At 73.9% G+C, this 25,655-nt stretch carries 19 protein-coding genes and 3 tRNA genes; 10 read left to right on the forward strand and 12 right to left on the reverse strand.

All coding sequences use genetic code 11. The features are described 5' to 3' along the window. Positions 1-85: 85 nt before the first annotated feature. Positions 86-159, reverse strand: a tRNA-Lys gene (locus tag ACIP4P_RS31665). Positions 160-317: 158 nt separating this feature from the next. Here ACIP4P_RS31665 and ACIP4P_RS31670 point away from each other — a divergent pair. After that, positions 318-1,130 (forward strand): DUF998 domain-containing protein, encoded by an 813-nt coding sequence (locus ACIP4P_RS31670; RefSeq protein ID WP_400924345.1) that lies wholly within the window; start codon positions 318-320, stop codon positions 1,128-1,130. Continuing rightward, positions 1,127-2,074 carry an alpha/beta fold hydrolase gene (locus ACIP4P_RS31675; protein ID WP_400924347.1) on the forward strand — a complete coding sequence of 316 codons (948 nt, stop codon included), beginning with the start codon at positions 1,127-1,129 and terminating at the stop codon, positions 2,072-2,074. The genes ACIP4P_RS31670 and ACIP4P_RS31675 overlap by 4 nt, the downstream gene beginning before the upstream one ends. Before the next feature lie 77 nt (positions 2,075-2,151). Here the strand turns inward: ACIP4P_RS31675 and ACIP4P_RS31680 are convergent. The 4 genes from ACIP4P_RS31680 to ACIP4P_RS31695 all read right to left on the reverse strand — a co-directional run bounded on the left by ACIP4P_RS31680 (position 2,152) and on the right by ACIP4P_RS31695 (position 6,402). Then, positions 2,152-2,225 (reverse strand) — tRNA-Lys (locus tag ACIP4P_RS31680). Between the two features lie 73 nt (positions 2,226-2,298). Continuing rightward, a complete protein-coding gene (locus ACIP4P_RS31685; RefSeq protein ID WP_400924349.1) occupies positions 2,299-4,386 on the reverse strand; it encodes a dipeptide ABC transporter ATP-binding protein in 2,088 nt (695 codons plus the stop codon). Then, a complete protein-coding gene (locus ACIP4P_RS31690) occupies positions 4,383-5,318 on the reverse strand; it encodes an ABC transporter permease (protein ID WP_400924351.1) in 936 nt (311 codons plus the stop codon). Before ACIP4P_RS31690 ends, ACIP4P_RS31685 begins: the two co-directional genes overlap by 4 nt. A 103-nt stretch (positions 5,319-5,421) precedes the next feature. Continuing rightward, complete coding sequence (locus ACIP4P_RS31695; RefSeq protein ID WP_400924353.1) at positions 5,422-6,402, reverse strand: ABC transporter permease; 981 nt, start codon at positions 6,400-6,402, stop codon at positions 5,422-5,424. Positions 6,403-6,801: 399 nt separating this feature from the next. Between ACIP4P_RS31695 and ACIP4P_RS31700 the strand changes: the two genes are divergently transcribed. Both ACIP4P_RS31700 and ACIP4P_RS31705 read left to right on the forward strand, forming a co-directional pair. Beyond that, on the forward strand, positions 6,802-8,508 hold the full coding sequence (locus ACIP4P_RS31700; RefSeq protein WP_400924355.1) for an ABC transporter family substrate-binding protein: 1,707 nt from the start codon (positions 6,802-6,804) through the stop codon (positions 8,506-8,508). Positions 8,509-9,087: 579 nt separating this feature from the next. Beyond that, a complete protein-coding gene (locus tag ACIP4P_RS31705) occupies positions 9,088-10,332 on the forward strand; it encodes a low temperature requirement protein A (RefSeq protein ID WP_400924357.1) in 1,245 nt (414 codons plus the stop codon). Here the strand turns inward: ACIP4P_RS31705 and ACIP4P_RS31710 are convergent. Further along, positions 10,329-11,339, reverse strand: a complete 1,011-nt coding sequence (locus ACIP4P_RS31710) for a LysR family transcriptional regulator (protein WP_400924441.1) — start codon at positions 11,337-11,339, stop codon at positions 10,329-10,331. The genes ACIP4P_RS31705 and ACIP4P_RS31710 overlap by 4 nt on opposite strands. Before the next feature lie 242 nt (positions 11,340-11,581). Here ACIP4P_RS31710 and ACIP4P_RS31715 point away from each other — a divergent pair, with 242 nt between their 5' ends. From ACIP4P_RS31715 to ACIP4P_RS31730, 4 genes are all read left to right on the forward strand, one after another. After that, entirely contained in the window at positions 11,582-12,241 is a 660-nt protein-coding gene (locus ACIP4P_RS31715; RefSeq protein ID WP_400924359.1) for a snapalysin family zinc-dependent metalloprotease, read from the forward strand. A gap of 335 nt (positions 12,242-12,576) precedes the next feature. Next, positions 12,577-13,227, forward strand: coding sequence for a snapalysin (snpA, locus tag ACIP4P_RS31720; protein ID WP_400924361.1), 651 nt, complete (start codon positions 12,577-12,579; stop codon positions 13,225-13,227). Positions 13,228-13,396: 169 nt separating this feature from the next. After that, on the forward strand, positions 13,397-14,056 hold the full coding sequence (locus tag ACIP4P_RS31725) for a pentapeptide repeat-containing protein (protein ID WP_400924363.1): 660 nt from the start codon (positions 13,397-13,399) through the stop codon (positions 14,054-14,056). 240 nt (positions 14,057-14,296) lie between these two features. Then, positions 14,297-16,363, forward strand: coding sequence for a phosphocholine-specific phospholipase C (locus ACIP4P_RS31730; protein WP_400924365.1), 2,067 nt, complete (start codon positions 14,297-14,299; stop codon positions 16,361-16,363). A 62-nt stretch (positions 16,364-16,425) separates the two neighbouring features. On the opposite strand, the gene ACIP4P_RS31735 is transcribed toward ACIP4P_RS31730, so the two are convergent. Next, positions 16,426-17,211: a phosphoribosyl-dephospho-CoA transferase MdcG domain-containing protein gene (locus ACIP4P_RS31735; protein WP_400924367.1), complete on the reverse strand. Its 786-nt coding sequence runs from the start codon at positions 17,209-17,211 to the stop codon at positions 16,426-16,428. Between the two features lie 138 nt (positions 17,212-17,349). On the opposite strand from ACIP4P_RS31735, the gene ACIP4P_RS31740 reads away from it, so the two are divergent. Continuing rightward, entirely contained in the window at positions 17,350-17,580 is a 231-nt protein-coding gene (locus tag ACIP4P_RS31740; RefSeq protein WP_350516351.1) for a hypothetical protein, read from the forward strand. Positions 17,581-17,601: 21 nt separating this feature from the next. Here ACIP4P_RS31740 and ACIP4P_RS31745 read toward each other — a convergent pair whose 3' ends face one another. After that, on the reverse strand, positions 17,602-20,841 hold the full coding sequence (locus ACIP4P_RS31745) for a S41 family peptidase (RefSeq protein ID WP_400924370.1): 3,240 nt from the start codon (positions 20,839-20,841) through the stop codon (positions 17,602-17,604). Between the two features lie 214 nt (positions 20,842-21,055). Here ACIP4P_RS31745 and ACIP4P_RS31750 point away from each other — a divergent pair, with 214 nt between their 5' ends. Next, positions 21,056-22,771: a chitinase gene (locus tag ACIP4P_RS31750; RefSeq protein ID WP_400924372.1), complete on the forward strand. Its 1,716-nt coding sequence runs from the start codon at positions 21,056-21,058 to the stop codon at positions 22,769-22,771. Between the two features lie 51 nt (positions 22,772-22,822). Here ACIP4P_RS31750 and ACIP4P_RS31755 read toward each other — a convergent pair whose 3' ends face one another. From ACIP4P_RS31755 to ACIP4P_RS31770, 4 genes are all read right to left on the reverse strand, one after another. Further along, positions 22,823-23,452, reverse strand: coding sequence for a DJ-1/PfpI family protein (locus ACIP4P_RS31755; RefSeq protein WP_400924374.1), 630 nt, complete (start codon positions 23,450-23,452; stop codon positions 22,823-22,825). Continuing rightward, positions 23,452-24,423, reverse strand: coding sequence for a GlxA family transcriptional regulator (locus ACIP4P_RS31760; protein WP_400924376.1), 972 nt, complete (start codon positions 24,421-24,423; stop codon positions 23,452-23,454). The genes ACIP4P_RS31755 and ACIP4P_RS31760 overlap by 1 nt, the downstream gene beginning before the upstream one ends. A gap of 129 nt (positions 24,424-24,552) precedes the next feature. Further along, positions 24,553-24,626 (reverse strand) — tRNA-Lys (locus ACIP4P_RS31765). A gap of 120 nt (positions 24,627-24,746) precedes the next feature. Beyond that, on the reverse strand, positions 24,747-25,655 hold the full coding sequence (locus ACIP4P_RS31770) for an NADP-dependent oxidoreductase (RefSeq protein WP_400924378.1): 909 nt from the start codon (positions 25,653-25,655) through the stop codon (positions 24,747-24,749).

A 25,655-nucleotide genomic window follows, 5' to 3' on the forward strand; every position in this document is an offset into this window, starting at 1 on the left:
AGACCGACATCACACGCAAAACGGACGTCGAGGGCCAAAAAATCGGGGAGCCCCTCGCTGTTGCGAGAGGCTCCCCAACTGTCTGTGCGCCGCCAGGGACTCGAACCCCGGACCCGCTGATTAAGAGTCAGCTGCTCTAACCAACTGAGCTAGCGGCGCTTGCTGACCTGGAGAACAATACACGGTTCCGGGGGGTGCCTCGAACCGCGCCCGCTCCGCCGGGTGCCCCGCCAGTGCTCCGCCACCGCGAGAAGGCGCCCCGGTCCGCCCGTTTCCTCCCGGTTGGGAGGGAGTTCGTGCCCGGTTAGGGTGGAAACGTGCCCAGCTCCCGGCCGGACGACCGCGCGAGGGACGACCGCGCGCGGACGGCGGTCGCCGTCCTGCTGCTGCTCAGTGCCGTGGCGTACACCGCGTGGGTGCTGGAGGTGGTGCTGAGCACCGGGCTCGACCCGGTGCAGGCGTACATCAGCGAACTCGCGGCCGAGGACCAGCCGCTGGGCGGCCTGTTCCGGGCCACCGACCTGGTCGCCGGGCTCTGCGTGCTCGCCGCCGCCGTCACCGCCCTCGCCACCGGGCAGGCCCGACATCCCGGTGCACCCGGCAGGCCCCCCGGCGCCGACGGTTGGGACCGGTGGGCCCTGGTCGGCTGGTCCGCGCTGGCCCTGTTCGGCGCCGCGACCGCCGCCGACTCCCGGCTGCCGCTCAGCTGCGCCCCCACCAGCGACGAGATGTGCGCCGCCCGGGAGACCGCCGGGCTCGTCCCCGCCACCCACACCGCGCACGCCGTGACCAGCAGCCTCGCCATGCTCGGCGCGCTCACCGGACTGGTCGCGCTCACCGTCGCCGCCCGCCGCCACCACCGCTGGCCGGCCGTGCGCCGGCTCGGGCCCTGGCTGCTCGGTGCCGAACTGCTCGCCACCGGCTGGAGCCTCGGTGCGATCGCCGCCTTCCAGGCCGGTCGCGGCACCTGGGCGCTGGGCGCCGGGCAGCGGCTCCAGGTGTTGCTGGTCGCGTTCTGGCTGGGCGTCCTGGCGGTGGCCGTCGCCCGCGCGGACCGCTCCGGTGGGGCGGGCCGCCCGGCCCGGTCCGACGGCCGGCCCGAGGCCGCCCCGGATCGGCGGCGGACATGACCGAGCCCACCGGCCCTGCCGGCCCCAACGACCCCGCCGGCCCCAACGACCCCGTCGGCTCCGAAGGCCCCGCCCGCCCCGAGCCCCGGGCCCGCTTCCTGCGCATCGACGGCGTCCCGTTGCACGTCCGCACCGAGGGCAGCGGCCCGGTCTGCCTGCTCACCGGCGGCCTCGGCAGCAGCTGGTTCGACTGGGACCTGGTGGTCCCGTTCCTCACCCCGTACCGCACCGTGGTCCGCTTCGACCGGCCCGGCTACGGGCTCAGCGCCGCCGAGCCCGCGACCGGGAGGCGGCCCGCGCCGACGGTGGCCGGCGAGGTCGAGCGGATCCGCGCGGTGCTGGACGGCCTGGGGTTCGACGGGCCCTGCACCCTGGTCGGCCACTCGCTCGCCGGCTTCCACGTGGAGGCCTTCGCCCGGCTGCACCCCGAGCGGGCGGCCGGGCTGGTCCTGGTCGACAGCAGCGTGGAACCGGAGGCCCGCCCGTACCCGGCGCCCGTCGCGCGGGACCGGGCGGCCCGGGCGGTGGCGGGCGCCGCGACCGCGCTCGCCGTGCCGTACCTGCTCGGTCCGACCGTGCGCCGGATGACCGCCCGGCTGTCCACCGTCCGGCGCGAGGACCTGGCCCCGGCGCCGCTGGTCCGGCACTGCTACTGCACCGGACGGGCCCTGCGCGCGCTGCTCCGGGAGAACGGGCGGTACCTCGACATGGCCGCCGAACTGGACGGGTTGCGGCGCAGCCGGCCGCTGCCCGAGGACCTGCCGATCACCGTGCTGGCCGCCGACGACGGGTGCCGGAACAGTCGGACCGAGTCCTGGTTGGCCGAGCAGCGGGAGCTCGCGACGCTGCTCGGGGCCGACTACCGGACCACGGCCCCGGCCGGGCACCTGGTGATGTTCGACCGCCCGGACGCGGTGGCCTCCGCCGTCCTCGACACCCGCTGAGGCGGGGACGTGGGCGGACGGCCCCCGGAAACGCCTCAGGCCGCCCACCGGAGTGGACGGCCTGAGACCTTGCCATGTGCGCCGCCAGGGACTCGAACCCCGGACCCGCTGATTAAGAGTCAGCTGCTCTAACCAACTGAGCTAGCGGCGCTTGCTGACGTGGAAGACAGTACACGCCGCCGGGCCGATCCGCCGAATCGTATTCGGCCGATCACCCACCGCTATCATCCCGGGTGGTGGCAGGCGGCCTGGTGGTCCGTTGCGGCCCGGTCGCCGTCGAGCGTCGGCCGTTCCTGCTCGCAGCGCGCCCGGGCCGTCGCGTCCGCCAGTCCGGCGTAGAGCGGGCAGCGGGTGCGGAACGGGCAGCCGGTGCGGCGCTCGGTGGGGGAGGGCGGGTCCCCGGCGAGCAGGATGCGGTCGCGGGCGCGTTCGGCGGCGGGGTCGGGCAGCGGGACGGCGGAGAGCAGCGCCCGGGTGTAGGGGTGGCGGGGGCGGTCGAAGACGGCGGAGACCGGGCCCTGCTCGACCGTCCGGCCGAGGTACATCACGCTGACCCGGTCGGCGAGGTGCCGGATCACCGAGAGGTCGTGCGACACGAACAGGTAGGACAGCCCGAGCTCGGCCTTGAGCGACTGCAGCAGGTTGAGCACCCCGGCCTGGATCGAGACGTCCAGGGCGGAGACCGGTTCGTCCAACACCAGCAGCTTCGGCCGGACGGCGAGCGCCCGGGCGATCGAGACGCGTTGGCGCTGCCCGCCGGAGAACTGGTGCGGATAGCGGACCGCGTGGTCCGGGTCGAGGCCGACCTGGTGCAGCAGCTCGGGCACCCGGCGGGCGATCTCCGCGCGCGGGGCGCGCCGGGCGCGCAGCGGTTCGGCGACGATGTCGCCGATCGGCATCCGGGGGTCGAGGCTGGCCATCGGGTCCTGGAACACGATCTGCAGTTCGGACCGTAGGCGTTCGGCCTCGGCCCGGGTGAGCCGGGCGGTGTCCCGGCCGAGCAGTTCGATCCGGCCGGTCTCCGGGGCGCCCAGCTTGAGCAGTTCGAACAGGGTGGTGGACTTGCCCGAGCCGGACTCCCCGACCAGGCCGAGGGTCTCGCCCTCCCGCAGGTCCAGGTCGACGCCGTCCACCGCGTAGACCTCGCCGACCTTGCGCTTGAACACCGCGCCCTTGAGCAGCGGAAACGTTTTTCCGAGCCCGCTCACCGACAGCACCGACGCCCGTTCGGAACGGTCCCGCTCCGAATGGTCCCGGTCCGTCGCCCCCGTGGTCTGCAGCGGCACCGGCAGCGACGGCACCGGGTACACCTCGTGCGGTGCGGGCCGCCGCTCGGCCAGCTCGTCCGAGCGCACGCACGCGGCCGAGTGCCCGTCCGCGCCCGCCAGTTCGGGTTCCGCGGTCGAGCAGCGCGGCTCGACCAGCGGGCAGCGCGCGGCGAACGGGCAGCCGGGCGGCAGTTCGGCCATCGGCGCCGGGGTGCCGGGGATCGGTACGAGCGGACCGCCGGGCCCGTCCAGCCGGGGCAGCGCGCCGATCAGTCCGAGGGTGTACGGGTGGCGCGGGGCCGCGAACAGCTCGTCCACGCCCGCGGTCTCGACCACCCGGCCCGCGTACATCACGGCGACCCGGTCGGCGGCCCCGGCGATCACCCCGAGGTCGTGGCTGACCAGGACGAGGGCGGCGCCGGTCTCCGCGCGGGCGGTGCGCAGCACGTCGAGCACCTGGGCCTGGATGGTGACGTCCAGGGCGGTGGTGGGCTCGTCGGCGAGCAGGATGTCCGGCTGGTTGGCGATGGCCATCGCGATCATCGCGCGCTGGCGCATGCCGCCGGAGAACTCGTGCGGGAAGCTGTCCAGGGCCCGGTCGGGTGTCGGGATGCCGACCAGGTCGAGGAGTTCGGCGGCCCGGCGGCGGGCGGTGGCCCGGTCGACCGGCTGGTGGATCCGGACCGCCTCGGCGATCTGGTCGCCGATCCGGTAGACCGGGGTGAAGGCGGATAGCGGGTCCTGGAAGACCATGGCGACCCGGCGGCCGCGGATCGCGGCGAGCTCCTTGCCGGGCAGGCCGACCAGCTCCCGGCCGTCCAGCCGCACCGAGCCGGACACCCGGGCGGTGCCGGGCAGCAGGCCGAGCACGGACAGCGCGGTGACGGACTTCCCGGAGCCGGACTCGCCGACGATGCCTAGGGTCTCCCCGCGGCGCAGGGTGAGGTCCACCCCGCGGACGGCGGGCACCGGGCCGTGCGGGCCGGCGAAGTCCACCCGCAGGTCCCGGACGGCGAGCAAGGGGGTCTCGACGGCAGTGGTCACTTGGACTTCCTCGCAGGGCTACCGGGACGAGCGGAACGGCGGGAGCGGCGGGAACGGCGGGGCCCGGTCCCGGAGGTGGGGTCGAGGGCGTCGCGCAGCCCGTCCCCGACCAGGTTGACCGCGAGCACGAACAGCACCAGCAGCCCGGCCGCGAAGTAGAACATCCAGGGGAACACCGGGGCTTCGGAGGTCCCGGCGGCGAGCAGGGTGCCGAGCGAGACGTCCGGCGGCCGGACGCCGAAGCCGAAGTAGGAGAGCGCGGTCTCGCTCATCACCGCGCCGCCGACCGCGATGGTGGCGTCGACGATCAGGAAGGAGGCGACGTTCGGCAGGATGTGCCGGGTGATGATCCGCAGCGGCCGGACGCCCATGAACCGTGCGGCGCGGACGAATTCGCGGTCGCGCAGGGAGATGGTCATCGAGCGGACCACCCGGGCGGTGATCATCCAGTTGAACAGGGCGAGCAGCAGCACGAAGGCGATCCAGCCGCTGCTGCGCAGCCGGGGCGAGACCACGGTGATGATCAGGAAGCTGGGGAAGACCAGCATCAGGTCGACCAGGAACATCAGCGCCCGGTCGGCCCAGCCGCCGAAGTAGCCGGCGCAGGCGCCGACCAGGGAGGCCAGCACGGTGGAGAAGAGGGCCACCAGCAGGCCGATGATCAGCGACTTCTGCAGTCCGCGGACGGTCTGGGCGAACACGTCCTGACCGACCCCGTTGGTGCCGAACCAGTGCTCGGCGGACGGGGGTTGGTGCAGGGCGGTGAAGTCGGGGGCGGCGTAGTCCCAGGGGATCAGGTGGGGGCCGCCGAAGGCGAGCAGGAAGAGCAGCAGGATCAGCCCGGCTCCGACCAGGGCGCCGCGGGCGGCGAGCAGCCGGGCCAGGACGAGTCGGCCCCGGCCGGCGGCCCGCGGCCGCTCCGGGACGCTCATGGATCCTGCGGGTCCAGCAGGGCCGGCAGGTCCGGCGGGTCCGGAGGGTTCCTCGGGGCCAGTGGGTTCAGCGGCGACGACGGTCATCTCGGTCCACCTCCGGTCAGGACCGCACGCGCGGGTCGAGGGCGGCGTGCAGGGTGTCGGCCAGGAAGCCGGAGGCCAGGACGACGACGGCGGTGAACAGGTTGATCGCCACCACCGAGTTGACGTCCTGTTCGTTGATCGACTGGATCAGCCACTCGCCCATGCCGTGCCAGCCGAAGATCGTCTCGGTGAAGATCGCACCGGTGAAGATGCCCAGGAAGCTGTAGGCGAACATGGTCGACATCGGGATCACCGCGGTGCGCAGCCCGTGCTTGAGCAGGGCCCGGCGCCGGGTGAGGCCCTTGGCCTCGGCGGTGCGCAGGTAGTCGGAGCCGAGCACGTCGAGCATGGTGCCGCGCTGGTAGCGGCTGTAGGTGGCGAGGCCGCCGAGGGCGAGCGAGACGGTGGGCAGCAGCAGGTGCAGGGCCCAGTCGGTGAGGTGGGTGCCGAGGCCGCCGGCCAGTCCGGGGGTCTCGTAGCCGGTGAACGGGACGACCTCGTGGCCGGCCGCGTCCTTGGCGGCGATGGCGCCGTTCTTGAGGAACAGCGCGACCAGGAAGACCGGGGTGGAGAGCAGTACGAAGGACACCACGGTGAGCAGCCGGTCGGAGATCCGGTACTGGCGGACCGCGCTCCACGCCCCGGCGGCGACGCCGAGGAGCGTGCCGAGCAGGCTGCCGATCACCAGCAGTCGCAGCGACACCCAGACCCGGCGGCCGAAGTCGTCGGTGACCGGGGTGTCGTGGATGGTCCGGCCGAGGTCGCCGTGCAGCAGGTCGCCGGCCCAGTGGCCGAAGCGCTCGACGACCGGGGTGCGGTCGTTCAGGTTGAGCGCGGTGAGCTGGCGTTCGACCGAGGCGGCGGACGGGCGGGGGACCTTGGCGTCGAAGTAGGCCCGCGGCTGCAGGGCGCTCGCGGAGATCGCGTACGCCAGGAAGACGGCGGCGATCAGCAGCGCCGCGTAGTAGCTCAGCCGCTTCGACAGGTAGCGGAGCATCAGCGGCCGCCCGGGGTCGGGGCGGGGGCGACGCGTCTGGAGGGCATTGGGTGGTGGCCTTCGGTCGGGGCCCGATCGGGCGTCAGCTGGCAGGAGCGGCCGGGCGGTTGGGAAACCGCAGGTCAGAGTGAAGCACCGGGGTGTTGCGGCTGGATTGCCGCGTGTGACTTTTGGATCAGGTGTCCGGTCCTCCCCCTGGTGGCGGATCTGATCCGCTGTTACGTTCCTCTGGCTCGGTGCCGGATTGAGTGCCCACGCTCAAGCCCGGTCATGCCTGTCGCGCCCCAACTCCTGCTTCCCGTACCTGACGCATACCTGTCGCTCGCCCGACGGATGTCGGACGCCCACCTCGCGCCTACCTCGCGCCCACGCCGCGCAGACCTCACCAGGGGGACCCTCATGGACGCTGTCACCACGCCCCGTCGTCTCGGCCGGGCGCTCGCCCTCGCCGCCGCCGTCGCGCTGGCGGTCACCGCGTGCACCTCGGGCGGCGGCGGTTCGGCCGGTGACGTGGCCAAGAGCGAGCCGCCGAGACAGGACTCCGAGGACATCAACGCCAAGTCGCTGGACCAGATCAAGGACGGCGGCGAGGTGCGCTTCCAGCTGGACCAGTGGATCACCCAGTGGAACCCGCTCCAGGTGGACGGCGGCTCCTACAACGACACCGTGGACCTGATGCGCACGCTGGAGCCCACGCTGTTCAGCACCGACGCCTCCGGGACCTTCCGGGCGAACCCGAACTACCTGACGGAGGCCAAGGTCACCTCCGACTCGCCGCAGGTGGTCACGTACAAGCTGAACCCGAAGGCCAAGTGGTCGGACGGCAAGCCGCTCAGCTACCTGGACTTCAAGGCCGACTGGCAGGCCAGCAACGGCAAGAACCAGGCGTACAACCTCTACGACCCGTCCGGCTACGAGCTGATCTCCGCGGTCGAACAGGGTGCCGACCCGACCGAGGTGAAGGTCACCTTCTCGCAGCCGTACGCGGACTGGCAGAACCTGTTCCGCCCGTTGATCCCGGCGGCGGGCATCGCCACCCCGGAGGACTTCAACAAGGGCTGGGTGGAGAAGATCCCGATCACCGCCGGCGCGTTCAAGATCGGGACGGCGGACAAGACCGCGCAGACCATCAGTCTGGTCCCGGACCCGGCCTGGTGGGGGACCAGGGCCAAGCTCGACAAGATCACCTTCCGGGTGATGGACAAGTCGGCGAGCATCCAGGCCTACCTCAACAACGAGATCGACTTCGCCTCGGCCGGCACCGCCGCCGCGTACGGCCAGCTCAAGAACGCCAAGGACACCGTGATCCGGTCCGCCAGCCCGTGGGACGAGGTGCACATCTCCTTCGGCGGCACCGGCGCGCTGGCGGACCAGAAGGTCCGCCAGGCGCTCGGCAAGGCGCTCGACCGCTCGGCGCTGATCAAGATCGCCAACAACGGGGTGCCGGTGGAGTTCAAGCCGCTCGGCAACCACATCATCATGCCCAACCAGACCGGCTACCAGGACAACTCCGGGCAGTGGGCCACGTTCGACCTCGCGGCGGCCAAGAAGCTGCTGGACGACGCCGGCTGGAAGGAGGCCGGCGCCGGCCAGCCGCGCACCAAGGACGGGAAGCCGCTGGAGCTGCACTGGATCCTCAGCGACGGCACCGCGCAGGCCCAGCTCGACCTCGCCACCGCGGCGGCGGCGATGTGGCAGACCGCCGGGGTCAAGGTCGACCTGGACAAGGTGGCCGCCAACGACTACTTCGACAAGTACATCACCCCGGGCAAGTTCGACATCGCCAGCTGGCGCAACACGGACTCGTTCCCGAACTCCAAGAGCCTGGCCAACTTCCGCCTGCCGGTGGGCGACAACACCTTCAGCAACCCGTCCCGGCTGGGCACCCCGGAGATCGACGACCTGCTGAAGAAGGCCTCCGGGACGGTCGACCCGGCGGAGGCCGCGAAGCTCTACAACCAGGCGGACGCGAAGATCTGGGAGCTCGGCCACACCGTCGAGCTCTACCAGCGGCCCGCCGTGGTGGCGACCCGCAAGGGACTCGCCAACTACGGCGCCTTCGGCCTCGGCCAGGAGGACTACAGCACGGTCGGCTGGGAGAAGTAGCCCGAGCCGCCGGGGCGGCCGCAGCGACGGCGACGGCGAGGGCACGGCAGGCGCTGGCGAGCAGCGCGGTGATCACGAGGCCGGTGGTACGGACACGGGTGGGTCGGAACTGCCGCCCCCGCTGTCCTGCCACCGGCCTTGACCTTCCGCGTTGCCCGCAGGCCGCCCGTGTCGTGGGGCCCCGCAGGGGGCCCGCGCCCGCTTCCAACCGGGGACGAATCTAGCGGGGCGTTCCGGCCGCTCGCGGTGCAGCGCGCGGGGCGCGCCCGGAAACCCGCCGTGCTGTCACCCACTTCGCGCACCGGGGCGTCAACTCTCGCTGACGGCAAGGAGAAAAAGGGCATAATGGGGCATCGTGCCCCGGGTCGAACGGAGTTGCCGTCCGTGGACGCACCCGGCGGGCTCCCGCGGCGCACCCGTGGACGCACCCGCGCGCGGACGGGGTACCCGCGCCGCGCCGGTGCGTGCGCCGGGCCCGGACCGCTGCCAGGATGCGCGGGACGGCGCGCCCTCCCGGGCCCCGGCCGCCCTTCCCGCGGACCCCGTCCGCCTCCTCCCGACCCACCCGGAGCAGCACCGATGGCCAGTGACCCCGCCGCCGCGGCACCCCGAGCGCACCGTGTCGACCCGCCCCCGGTGCGCCGGATGGTCCCGCGCGACCGCGCCGAGCCGCACCGGGTCGCCACCCCGCTGGAACTCTTCTTCGACCTCTGCTTCGTGGTCGCGGTCGGCCAGGCGGGCCGCGAACTCGCCCACTCCCTCGCGGCCGGGCACTACGGCGAGGGCCTGCGCGGCTACGCCATCGCCTTTTTCGCCATCTGGTGGGCCTGGATGAACTTCACCTGGTTCGCCTCCGCCTACGACTGCGACGACGTGCCGTACCGGATCACCACGCTGGTGCAGATCGCCGGCGTGCTGATCCTCGCCGCCGGGGTGCCGAGGCTGTTCGCCACCCAGGACCTGCGGCTGTCGATCGCCGGCTACGTGGTGATGCGCCTGGCGATGGTCACCCAGTGGCTGCGCGCGGCGGCCGCCGAGCAGGGCGAGGCGCGCCGGGTCGCGCTGCGCTACGCGGTGGGGATCGCGCTCTGCCAGATCGGCTGGGTGGTGGTGGTGCTGCTGCCGGCCGCCGCCCGGCCGTGGGTCATCCCGATCGGGGTGCTGTGCGAGCTGGCCGTGCCGGTGGTGGCCGAGCTGCGGATGCAGACCTCCTGGCACCCGCACCACATCGCCGAGCGGTACGGGCTGTTCACCCTGATCGTGCTCGGCGAGACGGTGGCCGCCGCGACGGTGGCGGTGCAGTCGGCGGTGGACGAGCACGAGGAGCTGGGCCGGCTGGTGCCGGTGGCGGTCGGCGGGCTGCTGATCTGCTTCGCGGCCTGGTGGATCTACTTCGCCCGGCCGGTCCACGACCACCTGCGCTCCAACCGGCAGGCCTTCGCCTGGGGGTACGGTCACTACCTGGTGTTCGGCTCGGCGGCGGCGATCGGCACCGGGCTGGAGGTGGCGGTGGAGTCGGCCGTGCACCAGGCGGAGATCTCCCCGGCGGCCGCCACCGCGACGGTCACCGTGCCGACCGCGGTCTACCTGGTCACCGTCTGGTACCTGCACTCCCGGCACACCAAGCGCGGGGTGGTGGCCCAGTCGGTGGCGCCGGTCGGCGCGCTGCTGGTGCTGGCCTGCACGGCGCTGGGCGGCTCGGGGGTGCTGGCGGCGGGCCTGGTCTGCGCGCTGATGGTCGCGACGGGCGTGCTGATCCACGGCCGGGAGAGCCGGGCGAGCCGGAACAGCCGGGAGGGTCGGGAGGGCCGGGCCGGATCCTAGGCCGAGAGCCGCCCCAGCAGCACCGGTTCGTGCCGGGCCAGCCAGGCCAGGTACGCCGGGTTGACCTTGGCCAGATCCAGGTAGGCGGCGCGCAGTTCGCCGTAGAGCGCGTCCAGGGCGGGCGGGCTGAGCACCCGGGGGCGCCAGGTGAACAGCAGTCGGACGGCCAGCGGGTCCCCGTGCACCGGGCGGACCACGGTGCCGGGCCCGGGCAGTGAGGTGGGCTGGCAGGGGCGGACGGCCTCGCCGGAGGCGACCAGCTCGGCGGCGGTGGCGTTGTCCCGCACCTGGACCACCCGGGGGTTGAGCCCGGCCTCGCTGAACACCCGGCGCATCGCGGCGTACTCGTGGTCGGCGGTCGGGTCGACCATCCAGGTGTCCTCGGCCAGGTCGGCCAGGTGGACGACCGGGCGGGCGGCGGCCGGGTGCCCGGCGGCGAGCGCGACGAACTGCGGCTCGCGGGCCATCAGCACCCGGTGCTCGGCGTCCGGCGGCACCCGCAGCGGGAAGCCCTCGCTCTCGTACACGAAGGCCACGTCCAGCTGGTCGGCGGCGACCATCCGCAGCAGCGCGCTGGCGGAGATGTCGACGTGGATGGTGGTGTCGGTGTCCGGCAGCCGCTCGTGCACCCGGCGCAGCCAGGCGGCGACGGCCCGGCTGCCGACGCTGCCGATCCGCAGCCGCCGCTGTCGGCCGGGCCCGGTGGTGTCCCGGGCCTCCTGGCGGGCGGCGGCGACCAGGGCGGCCATCTCGCTGATCACCGGCCGGGCCCGGGACAGCACCGAGTGGCCGAGCGCGGTGGGCCGGCTGCCGGTCTGCTCCCGGGTGAACAGGGTTCCGCCGATGGCCCGTTCGATGCGGTGCAGCTGGGTGGTGAGGGAGGGCTGGGTCATGCCGAGTTGGAGCGCGGCCTTGCGGAGGCTGCCGGTGTCGGCGATCGCGCACAGCACCCGGAGGTGTCTCACGTCGAGCTCCACGACGGGAGCATAGACGTCATCGCGCCACATCGCCAAGGACATGACAGGGATTCAAGGGCGCGCTGACAGGACCGGCGGCGGACGCCCCGCCGGTATGCGGCCGGACTATCGCCGGTTGACATCATCCGCGACGGGCCCGGGCGGGTCGAAGCTCAGGGGCACCACACCGCCCCGGTGCCCCGCCGGGACGGCCCCCACCGCGCGCCGCCACCGTCCGGTCCGGCCCCCACCGGCCCCGGCGGACCGGCGCGCCGCGAATCCGGAGCCCCCACATGAAGCGATCCGTGCTGTCCGCGACCCTCGGCCTCGCCCTCGCGGCGGGCCTCGTCGCCCTGCCGGCCACCGCGGCCACCGCCGCCCCGACCCACGCGACCGACAGCCACGCCACCGACGGCCGGGCGGCCAACGCCCGGTCGGGCTACGCCGGTTCGGCCGACCGGGCCGCGAACGACCAGGCGTTCTTCCGGGCCGTGATGGCCTCCGCCCGGGCCCGGCAGGCCGCCGAACCGTGGCTGCAGACCGTCACCGTCACCTACGACACCACCCAGGCCCCCTCCTACACCGCCGACATCGCCAACGCCGTGCAGATCTGGAACAGCTCGGTGCACAACGTCCAGCTCCAGGAGGCCAGCGGCACCGGCGACTTCTCGTACACCGAGGGCGACGGCAGCGGCTCGTACGCCAGCACCGACGGGCACGGGCACGGCTACATATTCCTCGACCACCAGCAGACCCAGGAGTACTACTCGCTCCGGATCGTCGCCCACGAGACCGGACACGTGCTCGGCCTGCCCGACGACTACTCCGGTCCGTGCAGCGAGTTGATGTCGGGCCACGGCCCGGGCACGTCCTGCATGAACGCGCACCCCGACGCCAATGAGAGCGCCCAGGTCGACTCGCTCTGGGCGAACGGCGCGGCTCCGGCCAACTGACCTGCCCCGCCGGGGAATCGGGTGCGGCGGCCCGCCCGGCCGGAAACGGGCGGGTCGCCGCATGGGTACTTCCCCGTCCCGGAGCCTAGCCGCCCCCGGAACGGAATGCCAGGGGCATGGCTGGGTCAAGACGAGGAAAAGGCGACCCAATCCTCCGGGGGTCCGGGGGATTGGACCGGGCTATCGCGGGTTGACATCATCCGCCCGGCCGCCGGGCTGCCCGAAGCTCTGGGGACACCCGGTCGCCAGGTGTCCCCCAGAGGCCGTCCCCAACCGGCCGCGACACCCGGGACCGGAGCCCCCACCGTCTCCAGGACCCCTTCAGGAGCCCCCACATGAAGCGATCCGTGCTGTCCGCGACCCTCGGCCTCGCCCTCGCGGCCGGTCTCGCCGTGCTGCCCGCCACCGCGGCCACCGCCGCCCCGGCCGCGCCCGCCGCCCAGGCCGCGCCCGCCGCCCAGGCCGTCCAGGGCTACACCGCCTCGACCTACGCCGGTTCGGCCGAGGAGGCCGCCGACAACCAGGCGTTCTTCCAGGCCGTGATGGCCTCCGCCAAGGCCAAGCAGGCCGCCAGCCCGGGCCTGGCCACCGTGGTGGTCACCTACGACGCCAGCTCCGCGCCGTCCTTCCGCAGCCAGATCGCCAGCGCCGCGCAGATCTGGAACAGCTCGGTCGGCAACGTCCAGCTGCGGGCCGGCTCGGCCGCCGACTTCCGCTACTACGAGGGCAACGACCCGCGCGGCTCGTACGCCAGCACCGACGGGCACGGGCGCGGCTACGTCTTCCTCGACTACCAGCAGAACCGGCAGTACAACTCGGTCCGGGTCACGGCCCACGAGACCGGGCACGTGCTCGGCCTGCCGGACCACTACTCCGGTCCGTGCAGCGAGCTGATGTCCGGCGGCGGCCCCGGCCCGTCCTGCACCAACCCGTACCCGAACAGCGCCGAGCGCAGCCGGGTCAACTCGCTCTGGGCGCGCGGCTGACCGTCCTGAACCCCGGGTGAGCGCCCCCGGCCCGGCCGCGTCCGCAGCGGCCGGGCCGGGGGTGCGTCGGGCGGGCCCGGTCGGTGGTGCGTCGGGCGGGCGCTGTCGGTGGTGCGTGCGAGCATGCGGGCGAGACCCGTTCGTCCCCGTCCCGAAAGGCGCCGCCGCCATGCCCCGTCCCGTCCCCGAGCAGCTCACCGACCTCCCGTACGCCGAACTGCTGCGCCCGCACACCGGCCCGCTGCGCAGCGACGACCGGTACGACACCGCGCACTTCGACGGTGGTGAGCACACCGACGAGTCGGGCTCCGGGGCGGCGTTCCTGGAGTGCGCCTTCACCGGGGTCGCGCTCAGCGGGGTCAAGCTCCGCCAGGCCCGGTTCAACGAGGTCTGGGTGCAGGCCGGCCGCTGGGTGGCCTGCGACCTGAGCGACACCGAGTGGCAGGACAGCTCCTTCGTCGGCGGGGTGCTGGCCGGGGTCGCCGCGCACGGCTCGGCGCTGCGCCGGGTGGTGTTCCGCGGCTGCAAGCTGGAGGCCGTCAACCTGCGGGCGGCCGTCCTGCGGGACGTGGTGTTCGAGGACTGCCTGCTGCGCGACGTGGACTTCGGCGACGCCAAGCTGACCGGGGTGTCCTTCCCCGGCTCGACGCTGGAGGAGGTCCGGCTGCGCGGGGCGGCGCTGAGCAAGACCGATCTGCGCGGTGCGGTGCGGCTCGGCCTGGCGGACGGCCACCTGGGGTTGCGCGGGGCGGTCATCAGCTCCACCCAACTGCTGGAGCTGGCACCGCAGTTCGCCCATGCGCTGGGCATCGAGGTGAAGGACCGCTGACCGGGCCCCGGGCTCTCCCTGGCCTTCCCCGGTTCTCCGGGGTTCTCCGGGGTGGAGACGTCTCCCCGTCGGGTCGGCCGGGTGTTCAGCCCGGCGTCGCTCGGTGACACCCGGGCGAACAGTCCGACAACCCTGCTGCGCGCATCTGGTGGCCCGCTCCGGCTGCGGTGGACACTTCACCGCGATCGATGGCCCCGAGTTGTGTACACAACATCGCCAGTGAAGGGACGGACCGGTCTGATGGCCGAGTTGAGTCGTAGAAAGTTCGTCGCGCTGTCCGGCGCCACCGCGGCCGGTCTCGCGGTGGCCGGCGCCGACGTGGTGGGCGCCGCCACCCCGAGTGCCGCGGCCGCCTCCAGCACCACGCTGAGCACCACCGGCACCATCAACGACGTGCAGCACGTGGTGATCCTGATGCAGGAGAACCGCAGCTTCGACCACTACTTCGGCACCCTCAAGGGCGTCCGGGGCTACGGCGACAAGGCCACCATCCAGCTCTCCGGCGGCTACAGCGTCTTCAACCAGCCCAACGGGCTGTTCGCCCGCCAGTACCCGTGGGCCTTCAACCCCTCGGGCGCCAGTGGCAGTCCCGAGACCCAGGCCCAGTGCAACGGCGACCTCTCGCACGCCTGGTCGGACCAGCACAAGGCCTGGAACGGCGGCAAGATGGACTCCTGGGTGTCCGCCAAGGGCACCGTCCGCACCCTGGGTTACCTGCAGCGCGGCGACATCCCGTTCCACTACGCACTGGCCGACAACTGGACCATCTGCGACGCGTACCACTGCTCGGTGCTGAGCGCGACCGGCCCCAACCGGACGTACCACTGGAGCGGCATGATCGACCCGGCCGGCACCGCCGGCGGCCCCGCCTACGACGGCGGCTCCGAGTCCAGCCTGCGCTGGCAGACCTACGCCGAGGCGCTGGAGGCCGCCGGCGTCAGCTGGAAGGTCTACCAGAACGCCGCCGACAACTTCGGCGACAACGCCCTGGCCTACTTCAGCCAGTTCACCGGCGCCGCGGCCGGCAGCCCGCTCGCCGTCAAGGGCATGGGCTCCGTCCCCAAGGCCACCGGCCGCACCCCGGACGACATCGCCGCCGCGATCCGGGCCGACGTGCAGAACGGCACCCTGCCGCAGGTCTCCTGGATCGTCGCCGACCAGCAGTCCTCCGAGCACCCCTACGCCACCCCGCAGGACGGCGCGCACTTCGTCCACCTGGTGATGGACGCCCTGAACGCGGACCCCAACGTGTTCAACTCCACCGTCCTGCTGATCAACTACGACGAGAACGACGGCTTCTTCGACCACGTCCCGCCGCCGGCCGCGCCGGCCGGCACCGCGGGGGAGTTCTACAACTCCACCAACATCGGCCTCGGCTTCCGGGTCCCGATGCTCGCGATCTCCCCGTGGACCCGCGGCGGCTGGGTCAACTCCGAGACCTTCGACCACACCTCGGTGCTGCGCTTCCTGGAGGTGTGGACCGCCGCCCTCGGCACCCCCGCCACCAGCCCCAACATCAGCGACTGGCGCCGCAAGGCGTGCGGCGACCTCACCTCGGTCTTCGACTTCGCCAACCCGGTCTACGGCATGCCCGCGCTGCCCGACACCTCGCAGACCATCGGCCTGTCCACCTGCGGCCCGCTGCCCAACCCCTCGCCGAGCAACAACGCGCTGCCCGCCCAGGAGCCCGGCACCCGCCCGGCCCGCCCGCTGCCGTACCAGCCCAACGCCAACCTGGACCACTGGGACAGCAACTCCAGCGGGATCATGCACGTCTGGGTGAAGATGGCCAACGAGGGCGCCGCCCGGGCCGCGCACTTCTCCGCCTACGCCAACGCCTACCGCAGCGGCGGCCCCTGGCAGTACACCGTCGACTCCGGCAGCCCGGTCACCGACTTCTTCAACTGCGGCACCAACAACTTCGGCAACGGCAAGTACGACCTGACCGTGGTCGGCCCGAACCGCTTCCTGCGCCGCTTCACCGGCGACCTCACCAAGCCGGGCAAGAACGCCGCCGTCACCGCCTCGTACGCGGTCGAGCCGGGGAGCGGCCAGCTGGCCGTCTACTTCGCGATGGCGAACTCCGGCACCTCGCCGATCACCTTCACCATCACCTCCAACAACTACCGCACCGACGGCCCCTGGACGTACCAGGTGCCGGCCGGCGGCAGCGTCAGCGACTTCTTCAACGCGGTCGCCTACAACAACGGCTGGTACGACTTCACGGTCACCGTGAACACCGACAGCAGCTGGTCGCAGCGGTTCACCGGGCACCTGGAGACGGGCGCGCCGAGCGTCAGCGGCTGATCCGACGGGCCCAGACGACGGGTTCAGACGACGGGCCCGGACGACGGCTCCCGACGCCGGCTTCATACGGACGGGCCCCGGGGGAACCACGGATCGTGGACCTCCCGGGGCCCGTCCGGCGTCAGCAGGGTGAGGCCGCGCACCCCGGCCCCGGCCGCGTACTCGGCCAGCTGCACCGCGCCGTAGCGGGTCTCCAGTTCGGCCTGCACCGGCACCGGCAGCTTGCTCAGCGCCCGGCGCAGCTGCAGCGCGTCCCGTCGGCTGATCGGCTGCGGGGCGCGCAGCACCAGCCGCAGCGGGCTGAGCGGCCCGGTCACCGGGACGCCGGTGCCCAGTTCGTAGCCGACCGCGCCGATCGGCCCCCAGACCAGCCGGTGGTCCGCGACCAGTCGGCCGACCTCCGGCAGCAGGGCCAGCGCCGGGATCCCGGTGAGCCGCCCGGGGGTCAGCCGCTCCCGTCGGCCGGGCAGCCGCTCGGGCCGCAGGGTGCGGGCCACCGCGGCCCAGGGGGCCAGCGCGTCCAGTCGCTGTCCGGGGTGCGGGCCGCGCACGGTGACCGGGATCCAGTGCTCGGGCGCCGCCTCCGGGTCCCGGGTGCAGCGCTGGGGGCGGGGCAGGTCCAGCGGGGTGCCGACCACCGGGTGCGCCCGGCCGACGGTGACCCACGGGTGCGCCCGCAGCACCGGCCGGGCCCACTCCGGCAGCTCGCCGCCGGCCAGCGGGCGCAGCGAGCCGGGGCACTGCATCAGCAGCAGGTCGTGGGTGCCGGGCAGCCGTCCGTCCAGCGCGGCCAGCGCGCCGACCCGGCGGCGCGGTCCGTCGTGCAGTTCCTCGGTGGAGTTCCTCACACCGCCACCCTCCGCCCGTCGCCCGTTCCCGGCTACGGCCCTTGGGCGCGTCCACCCGGGACCAAAGGCTCAACGTGCGACCACTGGTCCCCGGTGTGAGAGTGGGGGCAGCCCGGTAATCCGTTCGGAGGAGGAGTCATGGGCATCCTGGACAGGCTGTTCCACCGTCCGCCGCAGCACGAGTCCACCGGCCAGGAGGCCGCCCAGCGCGCCGCCCTCGCCCACGACGAGGCCGCCGACGCGTACAGCGACGAGGTCGAGCGCACCCGGGACACCCAGGACCGGGTGTCCCGGGAACGGGCGGCCCAGGAGGAGGCGGACCGGCGCGCCGCCGAGAACATGACCTCCGAGGGCGACCCCTGGAGCTGAGCCTCCGCTGCCGCCCCGGGGTCATCCGCTCCGCGGCGGCAGCGGCGGTCGCCGCAGGTCCGGCCGGGGCGTGGACTCCGGCGGGGGTGCCGCCGCGGGCGCGTCCTCCAGCAGCTCCAGGGCCAGCTGGACGGCGGTGACCAGCTCCGGGTGGCGCCCCCGCGCCCAGTCCCGCGGGGTGCGCAGCACGTGCACGTCCGGCTCGACGCCCCGGTTCTCCACCGACCAGCCGAGCCCGCCGCCGAACCAGGAGGCGTTCTTCGGCACCGAGATCTGGGTGCCGTCGCCCAGGGTGTGCCGCCCGGTCATCCCGACCACCCCGCCCCAGGTGCGGTTGCCGATCACCGGGCCGAGGCCGAGCAGTTTGATCGCCGCGATGATCACGTCCCCGTCCGAGCTGGTCGCCTCGTCGGCGAGGGCCACCAGGGGGCCGCGCAGCGCGTGCCGGGGCCAGCGGACCGGCTGGCGGTCCCGGCTGAAGTCCCAGGCGAGGACGTGCCGGGTGAGCTTCTCCAGGACCAGTTCGGAGACGTTGCCGCCGGCGTTGCCGCGCACGTCCAACACCAGTGCGGGCTTGTCCAGTTCGCGCCGCAGGTCCCGGTTGAACTGTGCCCAGCCGGAGCCGCCGAGGTCCGGGATGTGCAGGTAGCCGCACCGGCCGTCGCTGAACTCCCGTACCAGGGAACGGCGTTTGGCCACCCAGTCCTGGTAGCGGATGGCCCGTTCGTCGGTCAGCGGGGTGACCGCGATCCGCCGGACCGGGCCGTCCGGGCCGCTGCGCAGGGCCAGTTCGACGGTGGTGCCGCCGGTGCCGGCCAGCAGCGGCAGCGGACCGCGCACCGGGTCCACCGGGCGGCCGCCGACCTCCAGCAGTTCGTCGCCGTCCCGGACGCCCTGGGCGGCCAGCGGGGCGCGGGCGCGCGGGTCGGAGGACTCGCCGGGCAGCACCCGGTCGACCAGCCAGCGGCCGTCGGGGGAGCGGTGGGCGTCGGCGCCGAGCAGGCCGAGCGGCTGCTGGGCGAGGGTGGGGCCCTCGGCGCGCCGGGAGGGGGTGACGTAGGCGTGCGAGGTGCCGAGCTCGCCGAGGAGTTCGCGCAGCAGGTCGGCGAAGTCGTCGGGTGAGCAGATCCGTTCCAGCAGCGGTTCGTACTGGGCGACCAGCGCGGGCCAGTCCAGGCCGGACATCCGCTCGTCCCAGAACTGGTCCCGGACGATCCGGGCTGCCTCGTGGTACGCCTGGCGCCACTCGGCGGCCGGGTGCACGGTGTGGGTGATCCGGCGCAGGTCGACGGACGTCCCGGCGGAGGGGGCGCCGACCGGGACGACCCGCAGGGTGCCGGCCGAGTAGACGACGATCGAGCCGCCGTCCCCGGAGACCGCGTAGCCGTCCAGCCGGTCGGCCAGGGTGCTGCGGGTGCCCCGGGCCAGGTCGAAGTGCTCCAGCGAGGGGCGGCCGGAGGTGTCCTCGGGGCTGGCGAAGGTCTGCCCGAGGGTGCCGGAGATCGGCCAGCGCAGCCAGACCAGGCCGCCGCGCACCGCGTCGGTGGCCGAGTACTTGGAGGCGATCACCGGGAACGGCAGCAGCCGTTCGCCGAGGCCCTCCGGGTCGACCCGGACGGTGCCGTCGCCGCCGCCGTCCCCGCGCGGGGCGCCGTCCTCGACGGGCGCGGCGAACGGGGAGGGGGTGTCGGCGGCGAGCGGGACGAGGTACGGGCGGCAGCCGAGCGGGAAGGAGAGGTCGCCGGTGTGCACGTCGTGGACCGGGTCGAAGCCGCGCCAGGACAGGAAGGCCAGGTAGCGGCCGTCCCGGGTGAACACCGGCTGCTCGTCCTCGAACCGGCCGTCGGTGACGTCGGTGGTCGGCCCGGGGGCGTCGGTGCGGGTGAGCCGGATCCGGCGCAGCGAGCGGCCGGCGGCGGGCTGGGACCAGGCGATCCAGTGCGAGTCGGGGGAGAACCGGGCGCCGGCGACCGGGCCGTGCTCGGAGGCGGCCAGTTCGCGCACCCCGCCGTCGTCGGCGGAGACCAGCAGCAGCCGCCCGTCCGAGGTGGTGGCGGCGAGCCGGGCGCCGTCGGGGGCGGCGGTGAGCTCCAGGACCCGGCCGAGCTTCCCGGCGGCGAGCACCCGGTGGCGGTGCCGTTCACCGCCGGTCGCCCCGGAGGGGCCGTCGTGGCCGGGCAGCGGCACCACCTCGATCGCGTCGGCGCCCTCGGCGTCGGTGATCCAGGCGGCCTCGCCGGTGTGCCCGAGCACCACCGGCAGCCGGGTGCGCACCCCGGGGGTGTCGGCGAGCGCGCGGGCCGGGCCGTCCTTGTGGGTGAGCCAGTACTGGCTGCCGCGCACGGTGATCACCCCGGCCCGGCCGGTCTGGTCGCAGGCGAGGTCCTTGACCTGGGAGGCGGCGCCGACCTGGTACGGGCGGCGGCCGGCCCGGGCGCCGCCGAGCGGCACGTGCAGCCGGCGCGGGCCGGGGGCGTCCAGTCCGTCCAGCAGCCAGAGGTCGCCGGCGTGCTGGTAGACGATCCGGGTGCCGTCGGTGGCGGCCTCGCGGGCGTAGTAGGAGGCGTGGTCGGTGTGCCGGCGCAGGTCGGTGCCGTCCGGGCGGCAGGAGTAGACGTTGCCGATGCCCTCGTGGTCCGAGAGGAAGGCGATCCGGTCGTCGGGGGGTTCGCCGACCGGCATGGGGGAGGCGAGGTGGCCGGTGTGCCCGGTCAGGACCGGTTCGCCGTCGACCCAGAGCCGGCCGATCGCGCCGCCGCGGTAGCGCTTCCAGGCGGCGGGCTCGTGCGGTGCGGAGCCGGTGAGCAGGACGGTCCGGTCCCGGCTCAGCTGGGCGTCACCGACCGGCCCCCAGGGCATCCGGCGGCCGGGGGAGCCGTCCGGGGGCAGGGCGTGCGCCCAGGTGTAGTGGCCGAAGGGCTCGTGGTAGGAGGTGACGGCCAGCACCTCGCCGTCCGGCAGCCAGCCGCGCACCCGGGTGTCCTGGCTGCCCCAGAAGCTGAGCCGGCGGGCCTCGCCGCCGTCGACCGGGGCGGTCCACACCTCGGGGGTGAGGCCGAGCCAGCTGGTCCAGGCGAGGGTGGTGCCGTCGGGGGAGAAGCGGGGGTGGCTGACCCGGGTGCGGTCGCAGCCGACCCGCCAGGCCCGGCCGGTGGCGGCGGCGCCGGCGTCCAGCGGGGCGATCCAGACGTCGTCCTCGGCGGTGAAGGTGAGCAGGCCGCCGTGCAGGTGGGGGTGGCGGAGGTAGCCGGGCGGGGTCACCCCTCCATCCTTCGACGGGGTGTCACCCCCGGCAACCGGGGCGGTCCTCCCGGACCCCTCTCGACCGGTCTGGACCATTGACGGCACACTGCCGGATCCGCTTCAGTGGTCTAGTCCAACTTGGGTGCCAGGCCGGGCCGTTCCCCCCACTGGCGCGTGCTCCGGCGTGCCCTCGGACGTCCCCCACGACCGCGCCACCGCAGGAGCACCCCGCATGCGCAGATCAACCGTGCCCAGATCAACCGTGTCCGGACACCGCCGTGCCGCGATCGCCGCCGGCACCGCCTCCGCCGTCGCCGCGGCCACCCTGGTCGGCGTCACCCTGGGCCTGGCGCCCGCCGCCTCGGCCGGCGAGTTCCTGGTCAACGGCGGCTTCGAGTCCGGCTCGCTCGGCCCCTGGAGCTGCACCGGCAACTCCGGCAGCGTCGTCACCGCCCCGGTGCACAGCGGCGGCTACGCCCTCGCCGCCGCGGCCACCGCGGCCGACACCGCCCAGTGCTCGCAGACCGTCGCCGTGGCGCCCAACACCACCTACACGCTGAGCGCCTGGGTCAACGGCTCGTACGTCTACCTGGGCGTGGACGGCGGCGGCCCGAGCACCTGGACGCCCGGCACCGGCGGCGCGTACCAGAAGCTCAGCGTCGGCTTCACCACCGGCGCCACCCAGACCACCGCCACCGTCTACACCCACGGCTGGTACGGACAGGGCACCTACTACGCGGACGACGTCTCGCTGGACGGCCCGGGCGCCCCCAGCCCTTCGCCGACCCCGACCCCGACCGGCACGCCCACGGGTACGCCCACCGGCACCCCGACGGGTACGCCCACGGGAACCCCGACCGGCACGCCCACGGGTACGCCCACCGGCACCCCGACCGGTACGCCCACGGGAACCCCGACCGGCACCCCCGGCGGCAGCCACACCCTGGTCGGCTACCTCCACGCCAGCTTCGCCAACGGCGCCGGCTACACCCGGATGGCCGACGTCCCCAACTCCTGGGACATCATCGACCTCTCCTTCGGCGAGCCCACCTCCCCGACCTCCGGCGACATCCGCTTCAACCGCTGCTCGGCCACCGACTGCCCGACCGTCGAGTCCGACGCCGACTTCAAGGCCGCCATCGCCGCCAGGCGCGCCCAGGGCAAGAAGGTGCTGATCTCGATCGGCGGCCAGAACGGCCAGGTGCAGCTGACCACCATCGCGGCCCGGGACACCTTCGTCAGCTCGGTCTCGGCGATCATCGACAAGTGGGGCCTGGACGGCCTGGACATCGACTTCGAGGGCCACTCGCTCTCGCTCGACACCGGCGACACCGACTTCAAGAACCCGAAGAGCGCGGTCATCGTCAACCTGATCTCGGCACTGAAGACCCTCAAGGCCAAGTACGGCCCGGGCTTCGTGCTGACCATGGCGCCGGAGACCTTCTTCGTCCAACTCGGCTACCAGTACTACGGATCCGGCCCCTGGGGCGGCCAGGACCCGCGCGCCGGGGCGTACCTGCCGGTCATCTACGCGCTGCGCGACGACCTGACCCTGCTGCACGTCCAGGACTACAACTCCGGCTCCATCATGGGCCTGGACAACCAGTACCACTCGATGGGCGGCGCCGACTTCCACGTCGCGATGACCGACCTGCTGCTCAACGGCTTCCCGGTCGCGGGCAACACCGCCAACATGTTCCCGCCGCTGCCCGCCTCGAAGGTGGCCATCGGGATGCCGGCCACCGTCAACGCGGGCAACGGCTACATCGCCCCGTCCGAGGTGGACAAGGCGCTGGACTGCCTCACCAGGCTCGCCAACTGCGGGACGTACGTGCCGCGTTCGGGCGCCCAGCCGAACCTGGCCGGACTGATGACCTGGTCCGTCAACTGGGACCAGTTCGGCGGCCGGGAGTTCTCCAAGAACTTCGACGGCTACTTCGGCCGCTGACCCGGCGGTGGGGCCCGCAGGACGCGGGCCCCACCGCCCGGTACGGTCCGGTCAGGGCGCCAGCAGCAGCCGCGCCTGCTCGACCACCGACGGCGAGGCCTTGGCCAACGAGCCCGTCCCGTACGGCGGTTGCGGGTCGTACTCGATGAGCAACTGGATCGCCTGGGCCGTCCCGTCGCCGGCGATCAGGCCGGTCAGCCGCAGGGCGAGGTCGATCCCGGCCGAGACCCCGGCCGCCGTCGCGTACTTGCCGTCGACCACGATCCGCTCGGTGCCGGTCGGCTCCGCCCCGAACCGGGGCAGGGCGTCCAGCACGCCCCAGTGGCTGGTGGCCCGGCGACCGCCGAGCAGCCCGGCGGCGCCCAGGATCAGCGAGCCGGAGCAGACCGAGGTGGTCCAGGTGGTGGTCGCGTCCACCCGGCGCACCCAGTCGAGCACCGCCCCGTCGGTCAGCTGTGCCTCCGTCCCGGGACCGCCGGGCACCAGCAGCAGGTCGGCCGAGTCCACCTCGTCCAGGGCGGCGTCCGCGGTCAGCGCCAGGCTGGCCATGTCGGTGCGGACCGGGCCGCGCTTCGCGGCGGTGAACACCACCTCGGCCCCGGGGATCCGGGACAGCACCTCGTAGGGGCCGACCGCGTCCAGCGCGGTGAAGTCGTCGTAGAGCAGGATCGCGATGCGCATCACTGACCTCCATCGGGTCGGGAACGGAAGCGGCGTCGGTACTCGGCGGGCGGAGCGGCCAGGGCCCGGACGAAGGCGCGCCGCATCGCCTCCGGGGTGCCGTAGCCGCAGGAGCGCGCGATCTCCTCGATGCCGTCGTCGGTGTCCTCCAGCCGCCGCCGGGCGGCCTCCAGCCGGACCCCGTCGACGTACCGGCCCGGGGTCGCCCCCACCTCGGCCGCGAAGGCCCGGGCGAAGTGCCGCGGTGACAGCGCCGCCCGGCCGGCCAGTGCCTCGACCGACAGGTCGGCCTCGGGGTGCTCGGCGATCCACCGCTGGACCTCGCGCAGCGGCTGCCGGGCCGCCACCTGGGCGGCCAGCTGGGTGCTGAACTGCGCCTGGTTGCCCGGTCGGCGCAGGAAGACCACCAGATGACGGGCGATCAGCAGGGCGGCGTCCCGGCCGAGGTCCTCCTCGACCAGGGCCAGCGCCAGGTCGATCCCGGCGGTGACCCCGGCGGAGGTGGCGACGTGCCCGTCCCGGACGTGGATCGGGTCGGGGTCGACCGTCACCTCCGGGAACCGCCGGGCCAGCTCCGCGCAGTACGCCCAGTGGGTGGTCGCCCGGCGCCCGGACAGCAGCCCGGCCTCGGCGAGCAGGAAGGCCCCGGTGCACACCGACACCACCCGCTCGGCCCGACCGGCGAGCTCCCGGACCCGCGCCACCAGGGCGCCGTCCGGGTGCTCCACGTCCAACCCGCCGGGGATCAGCAGGGTGTGCACCGGCCCGACCTCGGCCAGGTCGACGTCCGGCAGCAGCCGCAGCCCGCTGCAGCTGCGCACCGGCCCACCGCCGGGGGAGGCCGTGGTCACCCGGTACGCCCCCGGCCGCCGGGCGGCCGCGCCCGCCCCCGCGAACACCTCCAACGGGCCGGTCACGTCCAGGCTCTGCACGCCGTCGTAGAGGACCACGACCACGCTGCGCTCTCTCATGCGGTCAGCCTGACAGCGGGCGGTGACGGCAGCAATGACCGGTTTCCCACCTTTCCTGCCACGCGCGGCGCGGGAACGCCGAAACGCCGGAAGGCCCCTTGCTTTCGCAAGGGGCCTTCCGGCTGTCTGTGCGCCGCCAGGGACTCGAACCCCGGACCCGCTGATTAAGAGTCAGCTGCTCTAACCAACTGAGCTAGCGGCGCCTGCTGACGTGGAGAACATTACCTGGTCAGCAGCCGAAACACACAATCGGCCCGGAGCGCCCGGAGAGCTGGGAGAGCCCGGGGCGGTCCGCCCGGAGGCTCCCGGGTCGGCCCGCCCGCTCAGGCCGTGAGCACCACCTTGCCGCGGACGTGCCCGCCGCCGACCAGCCGGTGCGCCTCCCCGGCCTTCTCCAGCGGCAGCGACTCGGCGATCTCGATCCGCAGCCCGCCCGCCTCCCACAGCCGCACCAGCTCGGCCAGCCGTTCGGCGGTGCGCGGCCCCCGCAGCCCCCGGACGCCCAGCCGCTCGGCCTCCGGGTAGTCGACCACGGTGCCGATCCGGTCCCGGTCGGCGACCAGGTCGACGGAGGCGGCCAGCGCGCCCCGGCCCGCCGCGTCGAAGGCCGCGTCCACCCCCTGCGGGGCGACCGCCCGGACCCGCTCGACCAGCCCCTCCCCGTACGCGACCGGGATCGCGCCCAGCCCGCGCAGGTAGTCGTGGTTGCGCTCGCTCGCGGTGCCGATCACAACGGCGCCCCGGGCCCGGGCGAGCTGGACGGCGACGGTGCCGACCCCGCCGGAGGCGCCGTGCACCAGGACGGTGTCGCCGGAGCCGACCCCGAGCAGTTCGAGCGCCAGGTGTGCGGTCTGGCCGGAGGCGGAGAGCGAGCCGGCCTGCTCCCAGGGCATCCCGGCGGGCTTGGCCACCAGCTGGCCGGCGTCCACCGTGACCAGCTCGGCCTGGCAGCCCAGCACCCGGAAGCCCAGCACCTCGTCGCCGACCCGCCAGGCCCCGGCGTCCGGCCCGAGCCGGTCCACCACCCCGGCGAACTCGTTGCCGAGCACGAGCGGCGGCTCGACCGTGAGCCCCGGCGGGCGGAAGCCCTCCCGGATCGCCAGGTCCACCGGCTGCACGGCGGCGGCGTACACCCGCACCCGGACCTCGCCCGGGCCGGGCTCCGGGTCGGTGACCCCGGTGACCCGCAGGACCTCCGGACCGCCGGACCTGGGGACGGTGACCGCCTTCAT

The sequence above is a fragment of the Kitasatospora sp. NPDC089509 genome, assembly GCF_044749365.1.
In the GTDB taxonomy this organism is placed as follows: domain Bacteria; phylum Actinomycetota; class Actinomycetes; order Streptomycetales; family Streptomycetaceae; genus Kitasatospora.